The organism is Pseudomonas sp. R32 (assembly GCF_009866705.1).
In the GTDB taxonomy this organism is placed as follows: Bacteria; Pseudomonadota; Gammaproteobacteria; order Pseudomonadales; family Pseudomonadaceae; genus Aquipseudomonas; species Aquipseudomonas donghuensis.
In genome coordinates this window covers 2,530,919-2,552,931 of record NZ_CP019396.1, presented here as the reverse complement: position 1 = coordinate 2,552,931, position 22,013 = coordinate 2,530,919, and the positions used below count along the sequence as shown (strand labels likewise).

Annotated in this window: 23 protein-coding genes; 8 read left to right on the top strand and 15 right to left on the bottom strand. The window is 63.1% G+C overall.

What is annotated here, in order from left to right; all coding sequences use genetic code 11:
• Positions 1-52: 52 nt before the first annotated feature.
• The 3 genes from PspR32_RS11905 to PspR32_RS11895 form a co-directional block, all read right to left on the bottom strand.
• Positions 53-1,027 (bottom strand): FecR domain-containing protein, encoded by a 975-nt coding sequence (locus PspR32_RS11905; protein ID WP_010221995.1) that lies wholly within the window; start codon positions 1,025-1,027, stop codon positions 53-55.
• Entirely contained in the window at positions 1,024-1,530 is a 507-nt protein-coding gene (locus PspR32_RS11900) for a sigma-70 family RNA polymerase sigma factor (RefSeq protein WP_026001245.1), read from the bottom strand. Before PspR32_RS11900 ends, PspR32_RS11905 begins: the two co-directional genes overlap by 4 nt.
• A gap of 104 nt (positions 1,531-1,634) precedes the next feature.
• A complete protein-coding gene (locus PspR32_RS11895) occupies positions 1,635-2,996 on the bottom strand; it encodes a M16 family metallopeptidase (RefSeq protein ID WP_010221992.1) in 1,362 nt (453 codons plus the stop codon).
• A gap of 201 nt (positions 2,997-3,197) precedes the next feature.
• Here PspR32_RS11895 and PspR32_RS11890 point away from each other — a divergent pair, with 201 nt between their 5' ends.
• On the top strand, positions 3,198-3,476 hold the full coding sequence (locus PspR32_RS11890; RefSeq protein WP_010221991.1) for a DUF7693 family protein: 279 nt from the start codon (positions 3,198-3,200) through the stop codon (positions 3,474-3,476).
• A 73-nt stretch (positions 3,477-3,549) separates the two neighbouring features.
• On the opposite strand, the gene PspR32_RS11885 is transcribed toward PspR32_RS11890, so the two are convergent.
• The 3 genes from PspR32_RS11885 to PspR32_RS11875 all read right to left on the bottom strand — a co-directional run bounded on the left by PspR32_RS11885 (position 3,550) and on the right by PspR32_RS11875 (position 5,562).
• Positions 3,550-4,137 (bottom strand): hypothetical protein, encoded by a 588-nt coding sequence (locus tag PspR32_RS11885; protein WP_010221990.1) that lies wholly within the window; start codon positions 4,135-4,137, stop codon positions 3,550-3,552.
• Between the two features lie 17 nt (positions 4,138-4,154).
• Complete coding sequence (locus PspR32_RS11880) at positions 4,155-4,766, bottom strand: hypothetical protein (protein ID WP_010221989.1); 612 nt, start codon at positions 4,764-4,766, stop codon at positions 4,155-4,157.
• An 85-nt stretch (positions 4,767-4,851) separates the two neighbouring features.
• On the bottom strand, positions 4,852-5,562 hold the full coding sequence (locus PspR32_RS11875; RefSeq protein WP_159388521.1) for an SDR family oxidoreductase: 711 nt from the start codon (positions 5,560-5,562) through the stop codon (positions 4,852-4,854).
• 182 nt (positions 5,563-5,744) lie between these two features.
• On the opposite strand from PspR32_RS11875, the gene PspR32_RS11870 reads away from it, so the two are divergent.
• The gene (locus PspR32_RS11870) at positions 5,745-6,332 is read left to right on the top strand and encodes a LysE family translocator (protein ID WP_036995850.1); all 588 of its coding nucleotides are present in this window, start codon (positions 5,745-5,747) and stop codon (positions 6,330-6,332) included.
• Here PspR32_RS11870 and PspR32_RS11865 read toward each other — a convergent pair.
• Complete coding sequence (locus tag PspR32_RS11865) at positions 6,321-7,106, bottom strand: AraC family transcriptional regulator (protein ID WP_036995851.1); 786 nt, start codon at positions 7,104-7,106, stop codon at positions 6,321-6,323. The genes PspR32_RS11870 and PspR32_RS11865 overlap by 12 nt on opposite strands.
• 5 nt (positions 7,107-7,111) lie before the next feature.
• The gene (locus tag PspR32_RS11860; RefSeq protein ID WP_010221984.1) at positions 7,112-7,648 is read right to left on the bottom strand and encodes a helix-turn-helix domain-containing protein; all 537 of its coding nucleotides are present in this window, start codon (positions 7,646-7,648) and stop codon (positions 7,112-7,114) included.
• A gap of 159 nt (positions 7,649-7,807) precedes the next feature.
• On the opposite strand from PspR32_RS11860, the gene PspR32_RS11855 reads away from it, so the two are divergent.
• The 3 genes from PspR32_RS11855 (at position 7,808) to PspR32_RS11845 (ending at position 11,201) form a co-directional block, all read left to right on the top strand.
• Positions 7,808-8,590, top strand: a complete 783-nt coding sequence (locus PspR32_RS11855) for an aldolase (RefSeq protein ID WP_010221983.1) — start codon at positions 7,808-7,810, stop codon at positions 8,588-8,590.
• A gap of 36 nt (positions 8,591-8,626) precedes the next feature.
• Positions 8,627-9,511: a dihydrodipicolinate synthase family protein gene (locus PspR32_RS11850; RefSeq protein ID WP_036995853.1), complete on the top strand. Its 885-nt coding sequence runs from the start codon at positions 8,627-8,629 to the stop codon at positions 9,509-9,511.
• Positions 9,512-9,671: 160 nt separating this feature from the next.
• Positions 9,672-11,201, top strand: coding sequence for a catalase (locus PspR32_RS11845; RefSeq protein ID WP_036995854.1), 1,530 nt, complete (start codon positions 9,672-9,674; stop codon positions 11,199-11,201).
• On the opposite strand, the gene PspR32_RS11840 is transcribed toward PspR32_RS11845, so the two are convergent.
• Positions 11,170-12,201 (bottom strand): AraC family transcriptional regulator, encoded by a 1,032-nt coding sequence (locus tag PspR32_RS11840; RefSeq protein WP_010221979.1) that lies wholly within the window; start codon positions 12,199-12,201, stop codon positions 11,170-11,172. The two genes, PspR32_RS11845 and PspR32_RS11840, sit on opposite strands and share 32 nt — an antisense overlap.
• A 170-nt stretch (positions 12,202-12,371) precedes the next feature.
• Here PspR32_RS11840 and PspR32_RS11835 point away from each other — a divergent pair, with 170 nt between their 5' ends.
• The 3 genes from PspR32_RS11835 to PspR32_RS11825 are packed head-to-tail and all read left to right on the top strand — an operon-like array spanning position 12,372 to position 15,024.
• Positions 12,372-13,556 (top strand): acetyl-CoA C-acyltransferase family protein, encoded by a 1,185-nt coding sequence (locus PspR32_RS11835; RefSeq protein ID WP_036995856.1) that lies wholly within the window; start codon positions 12,372-12,374, stop codon positions 13,554-13,556.
• A gap of 14 nt (positions 13,557-13,570) precedes the next feature.
• A complete protein-coding gene (locus PspR32_RS11830) occupies positions 13,571-14,419 on the top strand; it encodes a 3-hydroxybutyryl-CoA dehydrogenase (RefSeq protein WP_010221977.1) in 849 nt (282 codons plus the stop codon).
• Between the two features lie 11 nt (positions 14,420-14,430).
• Positions 14,431-15,024: a TetR/AcrR family transcriptional regulator gene (locus PspR32_RS11825; RefSeq protein WP_010221976.1), complete on the top strand. Its 594-nt coding sequence runs from the start codon at positions 14,431-14,433 to the stop codon at positions 15,022-15,024.
• A 1-nt stretch (position 15,025) separates the two neighbouring features.
• On the opposite strand, the gene PspR32_RS11820 is transcribed toward PspR32_RS11825, so the two are convergent.
• From PspR32_RS11820 to PspR32_RS11795, 6 genes are all read right to left on the bottom strand, one after another.
• Positions 15,026-15,274, bottom strand: coding sequence for a hypothetical protein (locus PspR32_RS11820; protein ID WP_159388520.1), 249 nt, complete (start codon positions 15,272-15,274; stop codon positions 15,026-15,028).
• Positions 15,275-15,355: 81 nt separating this feature from the next.
• Entirely contained in the window at positions 15,356-15,733 is a 378-nt protein-coding gene (locus PspR32_RS11815) for a response regulator (protein WP_010221975.1), read from the bottom strand.
• 53 nt (positions 15,734-15,786) lie between these two features.
• Complete coding sequence (locus PspR32_RS11810; RefSeq protein WP_010221974.1) at positions 15,787-17,013, bottom strand: hybrid sensor histidine kinase/response regulator; 1,227 nt, start codon at positions 17,011-17,013, stop codon at positions 15,787-15,789.
• On the bottom strand, positions 17,007-17,582 hold the full coding sequence (locus PspR32_RS11805) for a chemotaxis protein CheB (protein ID WP_036995859.1): 576 nt from the start codon (positions 17,580-17,582) through the stop codon (positions 17,007-17,009). Before PspR32_RS11805 ends, PspR32_RS11810 begins: the two co-directional genes overlap by 7 nt.
• Entirely contained in the window at positions 17,579-18,400 is an 822-nt protein-coding gene (locus PspR32_RS11800; protein ID WP_010221972.1) for a CheR family methyltransferase, read from the bottom strand. The genes PspR32_RS11805 and PspR32_RS11800 overlap by 4 nt, the downstream gene beginning before the upstream one ends.
• Entirely contained in the window at positions 18,397-21,879 is a 3,483-nt protein-coding gene (locus PspR32_RS11795) for a response regulator (RefSeq protein ID WP_159388519.1), read from the bottom strand. The genes PspR32_RS11800 and PspR32_RS11795 overlap by 4 nt, the downstream gene beginning before the upstream one ends.
• Positions 21,880-22,013 lie beyond the last annotated feature (134 nt).

Here is a 22,013-nt window from a genome sequence, read left to right as displayed (position 1 = left end):
CGAGGACACGCCAGTAACCGAACCCCCTCAGCGAAATCTTAATTATTTTTATTCAGATCACATCGATACGGGTCAGCCAGCCGCCAAAGCTGTCGACCCGGATCGGCAGGGTCTCGGCCAGGGAGCGCAAGGTACGCTCGCTGTCATCCAGCGGGAAGCTGCCGTAGACGCGCACCTGCGCGGCCTGCGGGCTGATGCGCAACAGCCCGGCGCGGTACGGGCGCAAGGCCTCGATCAGCTCGCCCAGTGGCTCGTCGCGGACATCGATGCGGCCATCGGCCCAGCTCGCACGGGTGTGTAGTGAGGCCGCCACAGGCTGGCTGCCGTGGCCATCAAAACGGAAGGCCTGGCCCTCTTCCACGCGCTGGGCTGGCGCACTGCCGCTGCTGAGCATGACGCTGTGCTGTTGTACCGAAACCAGGCTCTGGCGCTCTTCCTGGCGCACGCTAAAGCGCGTACCCAGGGCTTGCACCTGGCCTTCGCGGGTAGCGACGATAAAGGGTCGGCCCGGTTCTGCGGCCACATTGGCTTGCAGCTCACCGTCGCGCAGCAGCACCAACCGCTGCCCGGCGCTGAAACGCACATCCACCGCGCTGCGCGCGTTCAGGCACAGGCGCGAACCATCGGCCAGGGTGAAGGTACGCCGTTCACCGGTGCCGGTGCGCAGGTCGGCAAGCAAATCGCCCAGCGGCGCCACCCGATTACCAATTGCACCGGCGCCCAGCCCCAGCAACAACATCGCCAGACCGCCGCCCAGCGCTTTGCGCCGCGACGGCGAAGGCAAGGCACGCAAACTGCGGCTGGCCATGGCCAACTGGCCGGGGTTGCGCTGTTCGGCTTGCTGCAGATCGGCCAGGGGTTCGCCAAGCAAGGCATTGACCCGCTGCCAAGCGGCCTGGTGGCCGGGAGACTGCTCGAGCCAGCTGTTGAACGCCACCAGCAACGGGCTCCCGGCAGGAACATTCTCCAGCTTGAGCAGCCAGTCCACTGCTTCGTGGGTGGCGCGGTCCAGTGGTGTGTTGCTCATTCCGGCCTCGCGCTCAGGCAATGCACGAAGGCCCGGCGCAGGTCGCGCTCGACCGTGGCCAGCGACACCCCCAGATGCTCGGCAATGCTCGGCTGGTTCATGCCTTCGAGGCGATGCAGGATAAAGGCGTGACGCACCCGCACCGGCAGGCCATCGAGCACGCGGTCGATTTCGGCCAGCGCTTCACGCACCAGCACCACGTCTTCGGCCGAGGGCATGCAGTGTTCGGGCAGGCACGCCAGCTCGTCGAGGTAGGCCTGCTCCAGCGCACGACGGCGGAACAAGTTGCTCAGCAGACGGCGGGCGACGGTGGCGAGAAAGGCGCGGGGTTCTTCAAGGGCGGGCAAGGCGCTGCTGGTCATGGCCCGGACGAAGGTGTCCTGGGCCAGGTCCGCCGCATCGTGCGGGCAGTTCAGCCGGCGGTACAGCCAGGCGCGCAACCAGCGATGATGGTCGCTATAGAGGTGGGCGACGATAGCCTTGGAGTCGACAGAGCTCGGCACGAGGGTGATCACACATTAATGGTAATTACTCTCATTATCATGATGCGTGGGAAATTTCACAATCCCCTTTTCGCGGGGCAAGTCGGATCGCCGCACCGCCGCTCCTACAGATCTTGCCCCGCCACTACGGTCGCCAGCTTCTGTGGCTGAACGACGCGTTTGAACGCCGCCTTGACTTGCGCAGGCGTCACCGCCTCAAGCTGTTGGCGCCAGGTCACCAGGGTATCGTCCGGCAAGCCGTTCAAGGCGATCTGCGCGACATGCTCAAGCAGGCGGTGGCGGCTGGTGCCGGCAAAAAGCTCGAGTAGCCGCGCCTTGGCCTCAGCCAGTTCCTCGGCGCTCGGGCCCTCGCTGACAAAGCGCGTCAACGCCTGATGGGCCGCCTTCTGTGCCTGCTCCTGATGCCCGGCAGGGACTTCCAGCGAGATCACGAAGGCCCCGGCCTGTTGGCCCATGGCGAAGTAGCTGGCCGATTCCCAACTGACATCGCCGCCAAGCTCAGCGCCCACGGCCCGATTGAGCCGCGTCGGCCAGTGCTCGCCACCGAGAATGTCGCTGCCCAGCAGCAACGGGAAAAAGTCCGGGTCGCTGCGTGGCACTGCCGGCTGGCCGATCTGTATCCAGATCGTACCCTGCTGCGGTTCCAGTTGCTGGCGGCTGGCCTGGCTCAACGCCTGCACTTTGGGCAGCGCTGGCAACGCTGGGCAATGACCGCTCGGCAAGCGCCCAAGCACTGCATTGGCCACGGCATCGGCCTGAGCCCGGTCAAGATTGCCGACCAGGCTGACCGTGGCCCGGCATGGCAGCATCATTGCACTGTAATGCGTGCGCAAATCTTCCATGCGGGTGCGCTCGACCATGGCCGGGGTCAGGGCATAGCCGAACGGCAGCGCGTACTCGTCCAGGTCGATCTGCTTGTTGCGCTGCAGTCCCGGGCGGGTCAGCTCGCGGCCATAGGGGTGGTCGCCATACACCGCCTGGGCAAAGCGTTGCCCTACCCCGGCAAAACGCCGGGTGGTTTCGCCGTTGACCTGGCGAATGTAATACGGCTTGGCCCGGAACCAGATGCTGCCGGCAAAGGCCGGTTCGGCAATCTGCCGACCTAGCAACGCCGTGGCCTCGGCCTGGCGCTGGGCACTGGTGTCGGTGATTTTCAGGATGTAGCTGAAGCGGTCGGCATCGACCTGGGTATTCAGTTCACTGTCCAGGCGCATCCAGGCCATTCGCAGCGCGTTGCCGTTCAGCTCCGGGGCATCGCCCTGGGCATGGACACCTTCCACCGCAAGCGCTGCGCCGAGCACCGCCAGGCCCGGTTGATCCAGTGGGTCGCGGCGGCTGCCGGCATCGAAGTCAACCTGGATCTGCAGGTCGCTGGCCTGGCTTTGAGGCAACAGGTAGACCCGCGCGCCGCTGGGCTGGGTCCAGTGTTGAATAGCCAGGTTGTCGGCAGCCAGGGCCGGGGCCATTGCGCTCAATCCAAACGCGCAGGTGAAGAGTCGTTCCATCAGGGTCATAACCGATACTCAAAAGACCAAGGTGCGCACGCTACCCACTAGGCCGCTGCAGATCAAGCCTGGACAACGGCTGACAGCGGCGCCGGCACGCACTATGCTCAGCGTCCTCGCGACCCCGTCGCCCAGGCCATGTACCTTGAGAGCGAGAAATAGATGCCAGCCCTGAGTGCCCGTGAGGTGTGCCAGCAACTGCGTGATGCCGCCCTCGGCGTTCGTCCGTTGCGGCGTGTCGGCGTTGAGGTCGATATCGACGGCTGGCGCCTGAGCCTGGATTTCGACGGAACCCACCTGCACCATTGCCTCACGTGCCGCAGCAGCGACGGCCGCGAAGGCACGCTCGAGTGCTGGCAATGGGGCACCGATCCGGTGAGTTTGCTCAGCACCTGGGAGCTGGCGCAGGTCGAGCGATTGTTGTGCGGGGCTACTGCGTAGCCCATCGCCGGCAAGGCCGGCTCCCACAGGGTTGGTGCAGGGCCTGTAGGCGTTGGCTTGCAGCAATGAGGCCTTACAACAACTGACGCTTGACCGCCTCGTCCAGCGTGCTTTGGGTCAACTGGCGGACCAGTTCGCTGGTGTCCTGCTGGAAGGGAATCCCGACGATCAGCACCAGGTGCATCCAGGTGCGTACCGACTCGCTCTTGCTGATGCGCCCCAATTCCTTGCCGTCCTTGTCCTTGAACACCGTATCAAGGGTGAAGGTGTTGCGCGCCGTGGACGGGATGATGAAGAAGGTCGCCCCGGTGATGATCGCCGACGCCACGTTGTACTGTTCGTGGTTGGTCAGGGTCGATTCGGCGTAGATATCCGCCGTGACCTTTTCCGTGCTCACCCGGGCAAAGCGCCCGGACTGCTTGTAGGTGTCGACCAGTGCCTGCTCCCAGGCCTCGGCCGGCTTGCCGGCGGTGGCATTGGGCTGGCCGCGATTGACCTGGTATTGCGCGGTGGTGCGCACATAGGCGGTCGGTTTCACCGCCTGGGCTTGCGCCTGTGGCGGCCAGCTCTGCACTGGCGCCAGTTCGTGTTGCGAATAGGAGACGCAGCCGGTCAGCAGCACAGCGCCGAGCAGCAGGTTGGCTTTGATGATACGCAGCATGGGAATCGTCCTTGTCGTTACTGTTTGGCCAGTTTCAGCGTGGCGTCGTCGAGCAGCTTGGCAACCACTTCATTGAGCTGCGGTGCCCCCAGGGTCGGCGCCCAGTATTCACGGCGGTAGAGGCCGACGTTGCGCTCAAGCTTGAGTTCCTGGCGGGAGCTGGCCAGGGCCTTGCCGTTACGGTCCTCGATCACCAGGTCACCGGCGACATCGAAGGTGTCGACGTAGATCGGGCCGTTGACCCAGATCCACACGGTCAGGGTCAGCAACGCGCCCGGCACATAGCCCGGATGGGGGCCGCGATGGCCCTTGAGCGAGGTCATGTTGAATTTGAGCATGACGTCCTGCTCATCCAGGCGTGTCGGGTATTGGCTGACCTGTTTGAAGTACTTGCCGGCCTCGACGTACTGGTCGAGTTGCGCAGTCAGCGAACGGCTGATGGCCTTGCGCGTGGCCTCGTCGATGCCTGGTGCCGAGACCGCCACGTCAGCGACCTGCGCCGTACGTGGGCTGGTGGTGGCGGCTGGATGTTGCGGAGCGCCCAGAGGGCCGGTGACGTTGTAGGACACACAGCCGGTCATCGACAGGGTGGCGATGATCGCGGTGGCCTGGAGCAGCTTTTTCAACATGGGATGTCCTGGTATATGGCACAGTGCCATATTGCTTCGGCAGCAGGTCGTGAAACTTGAGCACGACCTGCGCCCGCTCATCGGCTCACAGCAGCCCACCGCCGTCGATATCGACAATGCTGCCGGTCATGAAGCCGTTCTCCATGGCCAGGATAAAGCCCGCGGCGACCTCATCGGCTTGCCCCACCCGCCCAACCGGCAGCCCGGCCGCGGCGCGGTCAAACATCGCCACACGCTGCGCGGTATCCATCGCCGCGTACGCTTCGGTATCGGTCAGCCCGGGGCTGATGACGTTGACACGACGCGGCGCAAGCTCCTTGGCCAGTTGCTTGCCCAGAGCCTCGAGAGCGGCGTTGAGCGTGGTCTTGATCAACTGCCCGGGGACGAACTTGCGCGACAGCAACCCCGACGTCAGGCTGATGCTGGCGCGTGGCGAAAGGTAGGGCAGCGCCGCCTGGACCGCCTGCAAGGCGCCCCAGAACTTGACCTCGAAGGCCTCGCGGGCCCGTTGCAGGTCGCTTTGCGCCAGGGGCTTGGCCTGTACCGCAGGCCCGGCGCTGATCACCAGGTGATCGACCGTGCCAATGTCGGCAAACAGGGCGTGCAACGCCCCGGTATCGGTGATATCGAGCGTCACTGCTTCGATACCTTCGCCAACCGGACCTGGCTGGCGACTGGCGACAATGACCCGTGCGCCACGGTCTCGGGCCTGGCGCGCGACTGCCGCACCGATACCGCTGGCACCGCCGAGCACGACGACGGTCTGGTTCAATAAGGACGGATGAGGGTTGTGCATGACGATCACTGCCTGTGGTTGAAAGTGATTGCATGCTGATCGGTTATCAATAAAAGAAAAACAGCGAACCCGGCACAACACCTGTAATTTTTACTTGAAAATAATCAGGGTAATTTTCTTCAATACGCGCCCACTCCCGCCCCTTAGTCTGTGCCGGTTCCCCACTACCGGATACTGATCCCATGAGCCTGATGCTATCGATGGCCGCCTTCGCGCTGGCCGCTTCCATTTCCCCTGGCCCGGTCAATATCATTGCCCTGGGCGCTGGCGCCCGCCATGGCCTGCGCGCCAGCCTGCGGCATGTCGGCGGTGCAACCCTGGGCTTTGGCGTGCTGCTGGTGCTGATCGGCCTCGGCCTGCACGAGCTGTTGCGCTATTGGCCGGCACTGACTCAGGTGCTGCATTGGGCTGGCGTGGCATTCCTGCTGTACCTGGCCTGGAAACTGGCCAGCGACGGCGGTGAGCTGGCCGCAGCCGGCAACCAGAATGCACCGTCGATGCTTGCCGGCGCCGCCCTGCAATGGCTCAACCCCAAGGCCTGGCTGGCCTGTGTGGCCGGGATCGGCGCCTATGTCGACAACGGTGAATCCCGTCTGCTATGGCAGTTCACCGGCATCTACCTGGTTATCTGCTATCTCTCGATCGCCACCTGGGCCTGGGCTGGCAGCAGGATCAGCCAGCACCTGGGCAATCCACGGCGCATGCGGCTGTTCAATCGCAGCCTGGCGTTCATATTGCTGGCCAGCGCCCTCTACCTGCTACTGGCCTGAACGGTAATGCCCCGGGGTCGCGGCCAGATGCTGTTTGAAGGCGCGTTGCAAATGCGCCTGATCGGCAAAACCGGCCTCCAGCGCCACCTCGGCAATCAAGCGCCCGCGCCGCAACTGGGCACGGGCATATTGCACACGCTGGTCGAGCAGATAACCATGAGGGGTGAGACCGAACTGCTGCTTGAAGGCCCTGATCAGGTAGGACGTCGACAACCCGGCGGCCCGGCTGATGGCCTCAAGGCGCAAAGGCTCGGTGCAATGCTCGCGAATAAAGGCCGCAGCCGCCAGCAAGCGCGGGTCAGGTTGCTGCGCCGAGCACTCGAAACCGCCAAGGCGCTGGCTGAGCCCGGCGAAAAACAACCGCAGTGCGGTCTCTTTGCGCGCGGCCGGGTATTGCGCATCCAACAACACGTCAAACAGCCTGAGCACCTCGTCGAACAACGACGCCGAAGTACTGCTGATCGCCGCCAGTGGCGAGAAGCCCAACGCCTGTAACCACGGCCAGTCGACATAGAGCATCAGGTACGACCAGGGCTGACCGTCGATGGGATTGCAGGTATGCACCACACCAGGATTGATCAAGACCACGGTGCCAGCCGCCACCTGCTGGTGGCGCTCGCCGCTGACATAGGTACTGCGTCCGCCAGTGATCGCGCCAAGGGAGAAGCTCTCGTGCGAATGCGCCGCATAACAGACCTTGCGGCCATCGGCGACGCGACGTGCTTCGATGAAGGGTAGCGCCGGGTCACGCCAGAAGCGGGAGTGTGCATCCATGGGGATCAGCTCTCGGTGTCGTGCACCACGACCAGCAACTGGGCCTGCAACTCGCCCAGCGAACGCAGGCGGTGTGGCGTCTGGGCGTTGAAATACAGCGCATCGCCACGTTCGAGAATGACCCGTTCATTGCCAAAGTCGACCTCCACCTGGCCTTCATGGACGAACAGGAACTCTTCGCCCAGATGCTCCTTGAACGAGGCATCGCTGAATTCCGGCGGCGGGCTGATGATGAAAGGCAACAGGCTGCGGCTGCCGATCTGCTTGGCCAGCACCGTATAACCCGGCGCCTGCCCCACCACCGCCTGGCGCTCGCCGCTGCGCACCAGGCTGTAGCGCGCATGGCCTGGCTGGTCTTCGGCAAACAGTTCCTCGACATTGACATTCAAGGCGCGCGCCAGCTTCAACGCGGCGGCAATCGAGGGGGTATTCAATCCGCGCTCGACCTTGGACAGGTAACTCTTGGTCATGCCGGAGCTTTCAGCCAGCGCATCCAGGGTGATACCCAGTTTTTTTCTTAACAATTTCAATCGAATAGACATGCGACGCGGTTTTCCCAATGCCATGGGCAAGTTTTTTCTTGCTAATGACACTTTGTGTCATATAGCCTTGATTGTGTCATTAGCCTGACCGCCCCGTCACCTTCCAAGCAACCGGGGTGGTCAGCCGTGACAACCCATCACGCCACCGAGGATAGCCCCATGGCCAAGACAATGGCACTCCCCAAGGACCAGCTGATTCAGCAGGCCCTTAAGCAGATGCAAGGCTCGCTTGCCGATAATACGTGGACTGTGCGCGAAAAGCTGGCATTGACCTGCCGGATTCTGTTCGACAACGGCCACGACTCCGGCCTTGCCGGGCAAATCAGCGCCCGCGGTCCGCAACCGGGCACCTTCTACACCCAGCAACTGGGCCTGGGCTTCGACGAAATCACTGCCAGCAACCTGTTGCTGGTCAACGAAGACCTGGAAGTGCTCGAAGGCCAGGGCATGCCCAACCCGGCCAACCGCTTCCACAGCTGGGTGTACCGCGCGCGGCCGGATGTGAACTGCATCATCCACACCCACCCGACCCACGTCGCCGCCCTGTCGATGCTGGAAGTGCCGCTTGAGGTGTCGCACATGGACCTCTGCCCGCTGTACGACGATTGCGCGTTTCTCGAAGCCTGGCCCGGCGTGCCGGTGGGCAACGAAGAAGGCGAGATCATCAGTGCAGCCCTGGGCGACAAGCGCGCCATCCTGCTCTCGCACCACGGCCAGTTGTCGACCGGCGCCAGCATCGAGGAAGCCTGCGTGATTGCCCAGTTGATCGAGCGCGCCGCCAAGCTGCAACTGCTGGCCATGGCCGCCGGCAGCATCAAGCCGATTGCCCCTGAGCTGGGCCGTGAAGCCCATGACTGGATCTCCCGGCCCAAACGCCACAGCGCTGCCTTCAACTACTATGCGCGCCAGTGCCTGCGGGTGCATGGCGACTGCCTGAACTGATCCGAGCTTTTTTACTTACCTTGCGGAGTAGATTTCATGTCCAAGACTTTTCACGGCATCATCGGCTACACCATCACCCCGTTCAGTGCCGACGGCGAGCAGCTTGACCTCGACGCCCTCGGCCGCTCGATCGACCGCCTGATCGACGGCGGCGTGCATGCCATCGCCCCCCTCGGCAGCACCGGCGAAGGCGCCTACCTGAGCGACCTGGAATGGCAACAGGTGGCCGCGTTCAGCCTGCGCCACATTGCCGGGCGGGTACCGACCATCGTCAGCGTCTCCGACCTGACCACTGCCGGCGCCATTCGCCGTGCGCGCTTTGCCCAGGAACACGGCGCCGATGCGGTGATGGTGCTGCCGGCGGCCTACTGGAAGCTCACCGAAGCGGAGATTTTCGAGCACTACCGAGCCATTGGCGCCAGCATCAAGCTGCCGATCATGCTCTACAACAACCCGGCCACCAGCGGTACCGACATGTCGGTGGATCTGATCCTGCGCATCGTGCGCGAGGTCGAAAACGTGACCATGGTCAAGGAGAGCACCGGCGACATCCAGCGCATGCACAAGCTGCAGTTGCTCGGCGAGGGCAAGGTACCGTTCTACAACGGTTGCAACCCGTTGGCCCTGGAGGCATTCGTGGCCGGCGCCAGCGGCTGGTGCACCGCCGCACCGAACCTGATCCCCGCGCTGAACCAGCAGCTGTACCAGGCCGTGCAGGCCAACGACCTGAACGCGGCCAAGGCGGTGTTCTACCGTCAACTGCCACTGTTGGAGTTCATCCTCAAGGGTGGCCTGCCGGCGACCATCAAGGCCGGGCTGGGCATGACCGGCTTGCCGGTGGGTGAACCGCGGCGGCCGGTATTCGCCCTCGACACTGCAGGCCAGGCGCGCTTGCAGCAGTTGCTCAAGCAAATGCCGTAGAGGCGCTGCAGCAACCCGGCACTGAGGCAGTGTCGGGTCCCCCCCATAGTCGCCAGCGAGTTCCGGAGAAGTCTGACGCCGCGTAATGAAAACCCATCTGGGTACACTGTCCCGTCGTTTCTATCATCGGCTGCTCCCCTTCCATGACAGGACAGTCATCATGAGTACCCGCAGTTTTTCAGGCTACACATTGGGCATACTCGCCTCGGCCGTGCTGATTGCCAGCAGCGCCCTCGCCGCTCCGCTGACCCGCGACAACGGCGCCCCGGTAGGCGACAACCAGAACTCGCAGACTGCCGGCGGCACTGGCCCCGCCCTCCTGCAGGATGTGCAGTTGATCCAGAAGCTTCAGCGCTTCGACCGCGAGCGCATACCTGAGCGTGTCGTTCATGCCCGCGGTACCGGTGCCCATGGCGAGTTCATCGCCTCCAGCGACATTTCTGAGCTGACCCGGGCCAAGGTGTTCACCCCGGGGGAGCGAACCCCGGTATTCGTGCGTTTCTCTTCGGTAGTACACGGCCTGCATTCACCGGAAACCCTGCGCGACCCGCGCGGCTTCGCCACGCGGTTCTACACCGCCGATGGCAACTGGGACCTGGTCGGCAACAACTTCCCGACCTTCTTCATCCGCGATGCGATCAAGTTCCCCGACATGGTCCACGCCTTCAAGCCCGACCCACGCACCAATCTGGGCAACGACGCGCGGCGCTTCGACCTGCTCTCGCACATGCCCGAAGCCACCCGCACCCTGACCCTGCTGTATTCCAACGAAGGCACGCCACTGAGCTATCGACACATGGACGGCAACAGCGTGCATGCCTACAAGTTCGTCAACAGGGACGGTGAAACCACCTACGTGAAGTTCCGCTGGAAAACCTTGCAAGGCCAGAAGAACCTCACCCCTGGCGAGGTGGCCAAGATTCAGGGGCATGATTTCAGCCACATGACCAGCGACTTGGTCAATGCCATCAACCGCGGCGACCATCCGAAGTGGGAGCTGTACATCCAGACCCTCAAACCCGAGCAACTGGCGGGTTTTGACTTCGACCCCCTGGACCCGACCAAGATCTGGCCAGGGGTACCTGAACGAAAAGTCGGGCAGATGGTGCTCAACCGCAACGTCAGCAACTTCTTCCAGGAAACCGAACAGGTGGCGCTCGCGCCTTCCAACCTGATTCCGGGCATCGAGCCCTCGGAGGATCGCCTGCTGCAGGGCCGGCTGTTCTCTTATGCCGACACCCAGATGTACCGGGTTGGCGCCAATGCTGGCGGCCTGCCGATCAACCAGCCCAGGGTCAAGGTCAACAACGCCAACCAGGATGGCGCCCTGAATGCCTCACGCACGGTTGGCGGGGTCAACTACGAACCCAGCCGCCTGATGCCGCGCCCCTCGACCGAGTCGGCGCGCTACAGCCGGCTACCCTTGAGCGGCAGCACCCAGCAACAGGGCATCGAGCGCCAGCAGAACTTCAAGCAAGCCGGTGAACTGTTCCGTTCTTACGACAAGAAAGACCGCCGCGACCTGATCAACAGCTTCGGCCAGTCATTGGCCAGCAGCGATGACGACAGCAAGCACATCATGCTGTCGTACCTGTACAAGGCCGATCCTGAATATGGCAAGGGCGTGGCCAAGGTAGCCGGTGGCGACCTGGTCAGGGTCAAGCAACTGGCGGCGCGGCTGCAGGACTGAGCATGCGCTGACGATAGCTGCCGGGGCTTTCGCCAGTCCACTTCTTGAACGCCCGGTGAAACGCACTGGGCTCCTGGAAGCCCGTGTGCTCGGCGACTTCGGCAATACTCAGGTGCGGCTGGCGCAGGCATTCAAAAGCCATGGCCCGACGCACCTCGTCCTTGATCTGCTGGTACGAGCGGCCTTCACGCTCCAGTTGGCGGCGAAAGCTGCTGGGGCTCAAACCCTGGCGCTCGGCCATGGCCAGCAGGGTCGGCCACTGGCCGTACTGGCGGGCACGCAGGTAGCGATACACCTGGGCCACCTGGCCATTCTGGTTGCGGTAGCGGATTACCAACCATTGCGGGGCGCTGCGCAGGAAGGTCTTCAATGCCGTCAGGTCCTGGACCACCGGCAAGCGCAGGTATTCAGCAGCAAATTCGATCTCGGTGTGGCCACTGCCCAGTTGCACGTTGGCGCCCCAGAGTAACGGATCATCCTCCTGGGCCGGGCGCCTGTCGGTCAGCGCCGTGCGGTCAATCACGATTCGCCGCCCCGCCAGCCAGCACAGCAGGCTGATCACCAGCGCGAGGAAGGTTTCTTCGGCATACACCCGTGTCAGCGGGTCGTCGATGGCGGTGCGCAGGCTGATCACCGCGCGTGCGCCCCTGACCGTCAATTGCCCGCGAATATCGCGCAAGAACAGCGCAAAGTTGTTCAGGCACTGGCGCAGGGCCTTTTCCAGGGTTGGCTCCTGGATCAGGCCGCGGCAGATCAGGGCAAAACTGCCCTGCGGCATGCCATGGCTGTCGAGGTTGAAAAACTCATCGTTCAGGGCCTCGATCAGTAACAACCACAAGCGCGCAAAGGTCGGCGCCGGCACACGCGCGGCGGGCGCTTGCAGCACTGCCGGATCGATACCGGCTTCGACCAGCAGCGCGACGGCCCGCTCAGGCTGGGCGCGCAGGGCATGGAGCATGGTATGGACGAAGTAAACGGCGACTGTATCGTTTTCCCGCATGGCGGTTTCCGCAAGGGTGTGGCAAAAAATACCAGTGTCACTGGACAGTTATGGCATAGGCCCGCCCGCAGGCTTTGCCTAGACTCAAAGCCAACCTGAAGGTGGCCGTGGGCAGCATTCTGGCAGACGCCAGCCCCGCCACGCCACGCTTTCGCACACTGGAGTCGATCATGAATACCCCGGACATCTACGTAGTCAGCGCCGTACGCTCGGCCATCGGCAGCTTCGGCGGCGCCCTCAAGGACCTGCCCCTGGCGGATCTGGCCAGCAGCGTGACCCGCGCCGCCATCGAGCGCGCCGGTGTGGCACCCGAACAGATCGGCCATGTGGTCATGGGCAACGTCATTCCGACCGAGGCGCGCGACGCTTACCTGGCCCGGGTCGCGGCGATGAACGCCGGTATTCCCAAGGAAACCCCGGCCTTCAATGTCAACCGTCTGTGCGGCTCGGGCCTGCAGGCCATCGTTTCAGCCGCGCAAAGCCTGCTGCTGGGCGATGCCGAAGCGGTTGTCGCCGCTGGCGCCGAATCCATGAGCCGCGGCCCTTACCTGCTGCCGCAAGCCCGCTGGGGTGCGCGCATGGGTGATCTGCAGGGCGTCGACTATATGCTCGGCATCCTCCACGACCCGTTCGCCGGCTTTCATATGGGCATCACCGCCGAGAACGTTGCCGAGCGCAATGGCATCACCCGCCAGATGCAGGATGAACTGGCCCTGACCAGCCAGCGCCGCGCCGCCCGCGCCATCGCCGAAGGCCGCTTCGCCAGCCAGATCGTGCCGATCGAGATTCCCAGCCGCAAAGGCCCGGTACGCTTCGAGGTCGACGAGCACGTACGCGGCGAAGTAACCGCCGAGCAGCTCGCTGGCATGAAGGCCGTGTTCAAGAAAGACGGTACCGTCACCGCCGGCAACGCCAGTGGCCTGAACGACGGTGCTGGGGCACTGGTGCTGGCTACCGGTGACTTCGTCAAACGCCATAACTTGCAGCCTTTGGCGCGCCTGGTAGCCTACGCCCACGCTGGCGTCGAGCCCGAACTGATGGGCCTGGGCCCGGTACCGGCAACCCGCAAGGTGCTGGACAAGGCCGGCCTCAGCGTCGCCGACCTCGATGTGATCGAGTCCAACGAAGCCTTCGCCGCACAGGCCTGTGCAGTCGCCGGTGAACTGGGCTTCGACCCGGAAAAGGTCAACCCCAACGGTTCGGGCATTTCCCTGGGGCACCCGGTCGGCGCCACGGGCGCTATCATCGCCACCAAGGCCATCCATGAACTGCAGCGCATTCAGGGCCGCTACGCGCTGGCAACCATGTGCATCGGTGGCGGCCAGGGCATCGCCATCGTCTTCGAACGCGTTTGAGCAAGGAGTTTAAGTTGAGTATTGAAAATATTGCCGTGATCGGCGCCGGCACCATGGGCAACGGTATTGCCCAGGTCTGTGCGCTGGCCGGTTACCAGGTCACCCTGATCGATGTGACCGACGCGGCCCTGGAGCGCGGCGTCGCCACCTTGCGCAAGAACCTCGAGCGCCAGGTCAGCAAGCAGACCCTCACCGCTGAAGACGCCGAAGCGGCGCTGGTGCGGATTCGCACCAGCACCGACTACGGGCAGCTGCAGCAGGCCGGGCTGGTCATTGAGGCCGCCACTGAAAATCTCGAGCTCAAGCTGCGCATCCTTAAGCAGATCGCCGCCAGCGTCAGCGACCAGTGCGTGATTGCCACCAACACCTCGTCGCTGTCGATCACCCAACTGGGCGCGGCGGTCGGCCTGCCTGAGCGCTTTATTGGCGTGCACTTCTTCAACCCGGTGCCGATGATGGCCCTGGTCGAGATCATTCGCGGCCTGCAAACCAGTGATGCCACCTACGCCAAGGCTCTGGCCCTGACCGAGAAAGTCGGCAAGACGCCGATCAGTGCCGGCAACCGCCCGGGCTTTGTGGTCAATCGCATCCTGGTGCCGATGATCAACGAAGCGATCTTCGTCCTCCAGGAAGGCCTGGCCAGCGCCGAAGACATCGACACCGGCATGCGCCTGGGCTGCAACCAGCCGATCGGCCCGCTGGCCCTGGCCGACCTGATCGGCCTGGACACCCTGCTGGCGATCATCGAAGCCTTCCACGAAGGCTACAACGACAGCAAATACCGCCCTGCTCCGCTGCTCAAGGAAATGGTTGCCGCCGGCTACCTGGGGCGCAAGAGCGGTCGCGGTTTCTTCACCTACTAGGGAGCCCTGCCATGGACGCCGCTTTGCGCTGTGCGAACTTTGAAGAGCGGCGTGACAAGGCCCTGGAGTTGTTCGCCGAGAAGGGGTTCGGCCAGGTCAGCATGCGTGAACTGGCCGCGCACCTGGGGCTGACGGCAGGCTCCTTGTACCACCACTTTCCGAGCAAACAGCACTTGCTGTTCGATCTGATCGAAGAGCTGTTCGAGGAGTTGTTGGCCACGCTCAACCCGGGACGTCGAGCCCAGCAGCAGACCTTGGGCGAGGTGATTGCCGCCCACTGGGGCTTGCATGCCGAGCGGCCGCTGCAGTTTCGTCTGGCCGAGCGTGACCTGTGCTGCCTGAGTGCTGAGCAACAGGTTCACATCGGCCAATTGCGTCAACAGTATGAAAGCGCTCTGCTGCGTCTGTTAGTGCCCAAGGCAACCTTGCGCGGCAAGGCACTTGAAGTCACTGCCCATGTCATCGCCAACTTGCTCAACAGCCTGCCTGGCTGGCTGCAAGCCTCGCAACTGCCCCAGGCCCAGGGCCTGGCGCTGATGGAAAGCATGCTGTTGGGCGGGATCGAGCGGACCTTGCGCGGTGAAAGCCTGAATTCGATGGCATGAGTCACCAGGCGCTGTAGGGAATGCCATGGGCGTCGATGCAGGCTTGGGACTCGGGTTCCAGTGGCAGGTAGCTGTCTCCCGATGGCACGATGCGATCGACAGCGCGGGCAATAGACGGGTCGCCGATTCGTGCAATGGCCCGACCACCTAGCGGATGTTGTGTACAACCACCACGTGCCTCACCACCGGTATTGGTGGCGTCCCCCTGCCGGACGATAAAGCGCAGCGCCTGTTCCCTGTGGCGATTCACAAGGTAGCTATCGGACGCTTTTTGCACGATGAGGGAAATCAGCCACCTGTGAGGGATAGCGTGGGAAGTGTCACCAGGACACTAGCGCAACAGCTCCTGAATCTGGTCACGCAGGCTGTCCAGGTCAAACGGCTTGGCCAGGATTGGCGCCTTGAAGGCGATCGGGCTGCCTGATTCGCGGATTTCTGCCGGGTAACCGCTGATGAAGATCACCTTCAAGTCCGGCCTCAGTTTGACGGCGGGCTCGGCGATCTGTACCCCGCAGATCCCGCCCGGCAAACGCATGTCAGTGACGATCAGGTCCAGGTGCGGCTTGCGCGCCAGAATATCGAAGGCCTGCTTGCCGTCTTGCGCCACCAGCACGTGGTAACCCTCACCCTTGAGGTAGTCCTCGAGAACCATGCGAATCACCGGCTCGTCTTCGACCACCAGTACGACGTCCTGCGCATCTTCACTCATGCCAATGCCTTGCTCTCTAAAATGCTCGATAACATCGCCATACGACCCTGGCCTCAGGCAGAGGTTGCCTGCGACCGGCCATTTTCACGCAATGCCTGCGGCAGCGGCAGACGCACGGTAAAGGTCGCGCCCTCACCCTCGACGCTGTGCACGCCGATGCTGCCGCCATGGGCCAGGACGATCTGCTCGGAAATATACAGGCCAAGGCCCAGCCCCGCGCTGCTCTGGCTGGAGGCGACCCGTTCGAACTGCTGGAAGATCCGCTGCTGGTTGTGCTCACTGATGCCGATGCCATGGTCGCGCACCTCCACACAGGCCATGCCGCCCTGCTCGAAGGTGCGCACCTGCACCGGTTTTTTCGCCCCGTAGCGCAGGGCGTTGGTCAGCAGGTTGGCGACCACCTGCTCGATCCGGAACTCATCCCACATCCCCGCCAGCGTGACACCCGCGTTGAATTCGAGCTGCGACTCGGCGGCCACGGCCTGGGCCTGGAAGTTTTCGATCAAGCCGCCGACCAATTGCCCCAGGTCGAACTGGCCAGGGCGTATGGAGAGCTTGCCGGTGCGGATCCGCGAGACGTCGAGCATGTCTTCAATCAAGCGGATCAGGCTGTTGATCTGCCGCTCGTCACGCTCGACCATGGCGCGCAGCTTGTCCAGGGTGAAGGCATCGGCGTTGCCCTTGGCCAAGTGCAACTTACGCAGCTGGGTTTCCAGGATCAGGCCGTTCAACGGCGTGCGCACTTCATGGGAGACGATCGACATGAAGTCATCGCGCATGCGCACAGCATGTTCGAGCTCGCGACGGGTGACCTGCAACTGCGCCAGCAGCTGTTCCTGCTCCTCGCGGCTGCGCTGCAGGGCTTCCAGTTGCTGACCAAGGGCCTTGCGCTGGCGGAACAGGTCGACGAACACCGTCACCTTGCTTTTGACCGCCAGGCTGTCCAGGGGCTTGTGCAGAAAATCCACCGCGCCACTTTCATACCCTTTGAAGGCGTAGTTCATCTCGCGCCCGGCGGCGCTGACAAAGACAATGGGAATGTTCTTGGTCTTCTCGGTGCCGCGCATCAGCTCGGCCAGTTCGAAGCCGTTCATTCCGGGCATTTGCACATCAAGGATCGCCAGGGCGAACTCGTGTTCGAGCAACAGCGCCAGGGCCTGGTCGGCAGACTGGGCCTGGTGCACCTCGCGGTCTTCGCCTTTGATCAATGCCTCCAGGGCCAGCAGGTTCTCTGGCAGGTCATCGACGATCAGCAGTTTTGCTTGTATGTGCCTTAGCATTCAGGGGCTTCCAGGCTGGCGAGCAATTGCCCGATGCCATTCAAGGGGAGTATGTAGTCGGGCTGGTGCAACGCCAGCGCCGCACGCGGCATGGTCGACGCTTGCGCCTGCGAGGGGTCCTGCACGACAGTGCGCCCGCCCTGTTGCTTGATCCGTGCCAGGCCGTGGGCACCGTCTTCATTGGCGCCGGTCAGGAGCACCCCGAGCAGGCCCGGGCCGTAGGCGTCGGCCGCCGACTCGAACAACACGTCGATCGACGGCCGGGAAAAATGCACGCGTTCTTCCTGGCTCAACGACAGGCTGTGGTCGCGTTCCACTGACAGGTGATACCCCGGCCCGGCGACGTAGAGGGTGCCGGGAGCGATGTCCTCCTTGTCACGGGCTTCATGCACCGGGCATTTGAGCCTTCGGCCAAGAACCTCGGCCAGGTGGCTATGGCGGTCGTCCGGCAGGTGCAGCACACATAGCATCGGAATGCGAAACGCTGGCGGCAAGGCGTGCAACACCGTGAGCAAGGCAGTGACGCCCCCTGCCGAGGCGCCAAGGGCAATCGCCTGGACCCCGTTCATGATTTGCGGTAGATCCGTTCGGGCTTGACCAGCGCCTCGAACTTGTCGGAATAGGCCGAGAAGTCCAGTGTTTCCTTGCTGCCCAGCACCAGGAAGCCGCGATGACACAGCGACTCGTGGAACAGGCCGAAGGCGCGGTCCTGGAGGGTCTTGTTGAAGTAGATCAGCACGTTGCGGCAGGAGATCAACTGGGTTTCGGAGAACACGCTGTCGGTCGCCAGGCTATGGTCGGCGAAGGTCACGTTGTCGCGCAGGCTGCTGTCGACGATGGCGTTGCCATAGGCCGCGGTGTAGTAGTCGCTGAGCTCGCCCCGCCCGCCTGCCTTGCGGTAGTTTTCGGCATACAGGCGCATGTTCTGCATGCTGTAGATGCCCTGCTTGGCTTTCTCCAGGGAGCTGGGGTTGATGTCGGTGGCATAGATGATGGTGCGTTCCAGCAAGCCCTCCTCACGCAGCAGGATGGCCATCGAATAGACCTCCTCGCCGGTACTGCAGCCGGCGATCCAGATCTTGATCGACGGCCAGGTGCGCAGCAGCGGCACCACTTCCTGGCGTACCGCGAGCAAATGCTCGGGGTCGCGGAACATCTCGCTGACCGGGATGGTCAGGAACTGCAGCAACTGCATGAACATGCTCGGATCGTGCAGCACCCGCTCCTGCAGGGCCGAGACGGTCTTGCAGTCGAACTGACGCAAGGCGTACTGGATCCGGCGCTTGATCGAGGCGCCGGAGTAATCGCGAAAGTCGTAGCTGTACTTGAGGTAGATCGCCTCGATCAACAGCCGGATTTCAATATCGGTGTTGCGTTCAATACTCAAATTCGCTCCAGTTGCGGCAGCCAGACACGGATCAGCGAGAACAGGCGGTCCAGGTCGATGGGCTTGGCCAGGTAGTCGTTGGCCCCGGCTTGCAGGCAACGCTCCTGGTCATCCTTCATCGCCTTGGCGGTGACGGCGATGATCGGCAGCTTGCGCCAGCGCGGATCCTTGCGGATCAGGCGGGTGGCTTCATAGCCGTCCATCTCCGGCATCATCACGTCCATCAGCACCAGGTCGATGTCCTCGTGCAGCTCCAGGCGCTCGATGGCTTCGCGGCCATTGCGCCCGATCTCGACAATCGCCCCCTTGTGCTCCAGGGCGCTGGTCAGGGCAAAGATGTTACGTACGTCGTCATCCACCACCAGCAGCTTGCGCCCTTCGAAGACCTTGTCGCGGCTGCGCGCGGTCTTGAGCATGCGCTGTCGCTCATGGGACAACGTGGATTCGACTTTGTGCAGAAACAGCGTCACTTCATCGAGCAGGCGCTCAGGCGAGCGCGCGCCCTTGATGATGATCGAGCGCGAGTACTTGAGCAGGTCGGCCTCTTCTTCGCGGGTCAGGTTGCGCCCGGTGTAGACGATCACCGGCGGGAACGCGCGGATGTCGTCGTCGGACATGCGCTTGAGCAATTCGTTGCCGAGCATGTCCGGCAGCTTGAGGTCGATGATCATGCAGTCGTAGATATTCTCGCGCAGCAGGTCCAGGGCTTGCTGGGCCATGCCCACGGCGGTGATCTCGATGTCTTCGTCGCCGATCAGGCGGGCGATGCTCTCGCGCTGCAGGTCGTCATCCTCGACCAGCAGGATGTGCTTGAGCTTTTGGGTCAGCTTGGCTTCAAGGCGGGCGAACACCTGCTTGAGTTCTTCACGGGTGGCCGGTTTTACCGCGTAGCCAATGGCGCCCATGTGCAGCGCTGCCTCGACCCGGTCCTCGACCGAGATCACATGCACCGGAATGTGCCGGGTACTGGCCTGCTCCTTGAGCCGCTGCAGCACGGTCAGCCCGGAATGATCCGGCAGGCGCATGTCCAGCAACACCGCGTCGGGGATGAAGCTTGCCGCCAGCTCAAAGCCCTCGTCGGCAGCCTGGGCGACCAGGCAGCTGTAGCCCAGCTCATGGGCCAGGTCGTAGAGGATGCGGGCAAAATTCGGCTCGTCCTCGATCACCAGGATGCAGCGGTTGCTGAACGGCGCCTGGTCGCGGTCGTCGGCAAAACCCGGCGCCTGGCATGGCGCTGGCTCAACTTCAGGCGCGGGGGCGGCGACCACCACGGCTGGCTGATGCACGATCACCGCCGGGCCTTGATCAACAATCGGCTCGTAACGCTCCGGCAGGGTCAAGCTGAACACGCTGCCCTTGCCCAGGCTGCTGTCGACGCTGATCTGGCCGCCAAGCAGCTGCGCCAGGTCCCGTGAAATGGACAAGCCGAGGCCGGTGCCGCCATAGCGGCGGTTGGTGGTGCCGTCGGCCTGGTGGAACGCTTCGAAAATGCTCTGCTGCTGATCGGCGGCAATCCCGATGCCGCTGTCGCGCACCGAGAAAACGATACCCGCGCCGGCCTGCCAGCCAACGCTCAGGCTCACCTCGCCGCGCTCGGTGAACTTCACGGCGTTGGACAGCAGGTTCTTGAGGATCTGCTCCAGGCGCTGGCGGTCGGTGTACAGGGTCGGCGGCACCTGCGGCTCGACCGAGACGGTGAAGCCCAGCTGCTTCTCATTGGCCAGCGGCTCGAACAGCGTGCGCAAGCCTTCGGTCAGTCGCGCCACGTGGGTGGTTTCCGGACGCACTTCAAGCTTGCCGGCCTCGACCTTGGCGATATCGAGGATGTCATTGATCAGGTTGAGCAGGTCATTGCCCGCCGAATAGATCGACTCGGCAAACTTGACCTGCTCGTCGGTCAGATTCTCTTCGGCGTTCTCGGCCAGCAACTTGGCCAGGATCAGTGAACTGTTGAGCGGCGTACGCAGCTCGTGGGACATGTTGGCGAGGAACTCGGACTTGTACTTGCTTGAGCGCTGCAGCTCTTCGGCGCGCTCCTGCAGCTCGACCTGGGCCTCGTTCAGCTCGCCGTTCTTGCGATCCAGGACATCCCGCTGTTCGGCCAGCGCTTCAGTGCGCTCGGCCAGTTGCTCGTTGGTCTGTTCAAGCTCGGCCTGTTGGATTTCCAGGTGGGCCTGGGACTCTTTGAGTACCCGCGACTGTTCTTCAAGCTCCTCGTTGGCCGTTTTCAGCTCTTCCTGCTGGACCTGCAACTCTTCGTTGAGCTGCTGGGTTTCAGCCAGCACCTCTTGCAGGCGCTGGCGGTAGCGCGCGCTTTCGATCGAGGTGCCCAGGTTGCCGGCAACCAGCTCGAGGAACTCCAGCTCGCGCTCATCCAGGCTGCGCAAAAAGCCCAGTTCGACCACGCCATTGACTTGCCCGTCGTTGCGGGTCGGGATCACCAGCACGCTACGCGGCAAACCCTCGCCCAGGCCACTGCTGACCTTGAAATAGTCAGCCGGCAGATCGTCCAGGCGCAGCAGGCGCTCCTGAATCACTGCCTGGGCCAGAATACCTTCCTGGCTGCCGACGACCTGATCCTGCGCAGCCTGTTCGGCTGACAGCCCGTAGCTGGCCACCCGGCGCAACCCACCGTGCTCGTCGCGGACATACAGGGCACCCACGGCGCTGCCCAGGTAACCGGCAAAGAAGCGCAGGATATTGTTGCCGAGCATCGGCAGGGTCAACTGTCCCAGTACCTGGCCGGCCAGCTCGGTCTGCCCGGTACGCAACCAGGCCTGGCGCTCCAGGCGCTGGTTGGCACGTTGCTGCGACTCAAGGCTGCTGGCATAGCGGCTGGACAGCGCCAACAGGTCGCGGCGGCCCAGGTAGGCCAGCAGGGCGCTGAGCAGGATGACAAACACCAGGTACACGGAGATCGACACCAGGGTGGTGGTATTGACCTTGTCGTTGCGTGCCACCCGCAACTGTTGCTCCATGGCAATGAACGCGTCGAATTCCTTGCGGATCTGATCAGTCAGGCGCTTGCCCCGCCCCGAACCGATAGCCTGGCGATAATTGCCGTTGTCACGGCGCAGGCTGATCATCGTGTTGGCGAAGGCGTTCCATTCTTCCTGCAGGCCCAGCACACGTTCCAGGCGATCGACCTGTTGCGGGTTGTCAGCCACCAGTTGCTCCAGGCCTTTGATCCCGACCATCACCTGCGGCTTGGCCACTGCATAGGGGTCCAGGAAGCGCTCTTCGCCGGTGAGCAGGAAGCCGCGCATGCCGGTCTCCATGTCGATCGAGAGCTTGATCGTCTCGTTGGCATTGTTGATCACCCGGTCGGTATGCTCGACCCGTTGGATGGCCGACAACAGGTAACTGATGATGGTCACGAACACCACGGCACTGAGCAGTCCAACCCCCAAGGGCAGGCCGATGTTGCGGGCCAACAGTTTACGGAAGCTACGCTGATCGATTGAGGCTGGTTGAATCATCTCAAGACGCCCGAGCAAAGGAAGCAAACGAAAGAGTGTGGTGGATTTTCGAATGATCGTTCTGTTTTCCGCTGGAGAGGCCACTCTGCCAGCCTTTCCTACTCCGAGTCTAAACGCCTTTGGCCATTCTGGTA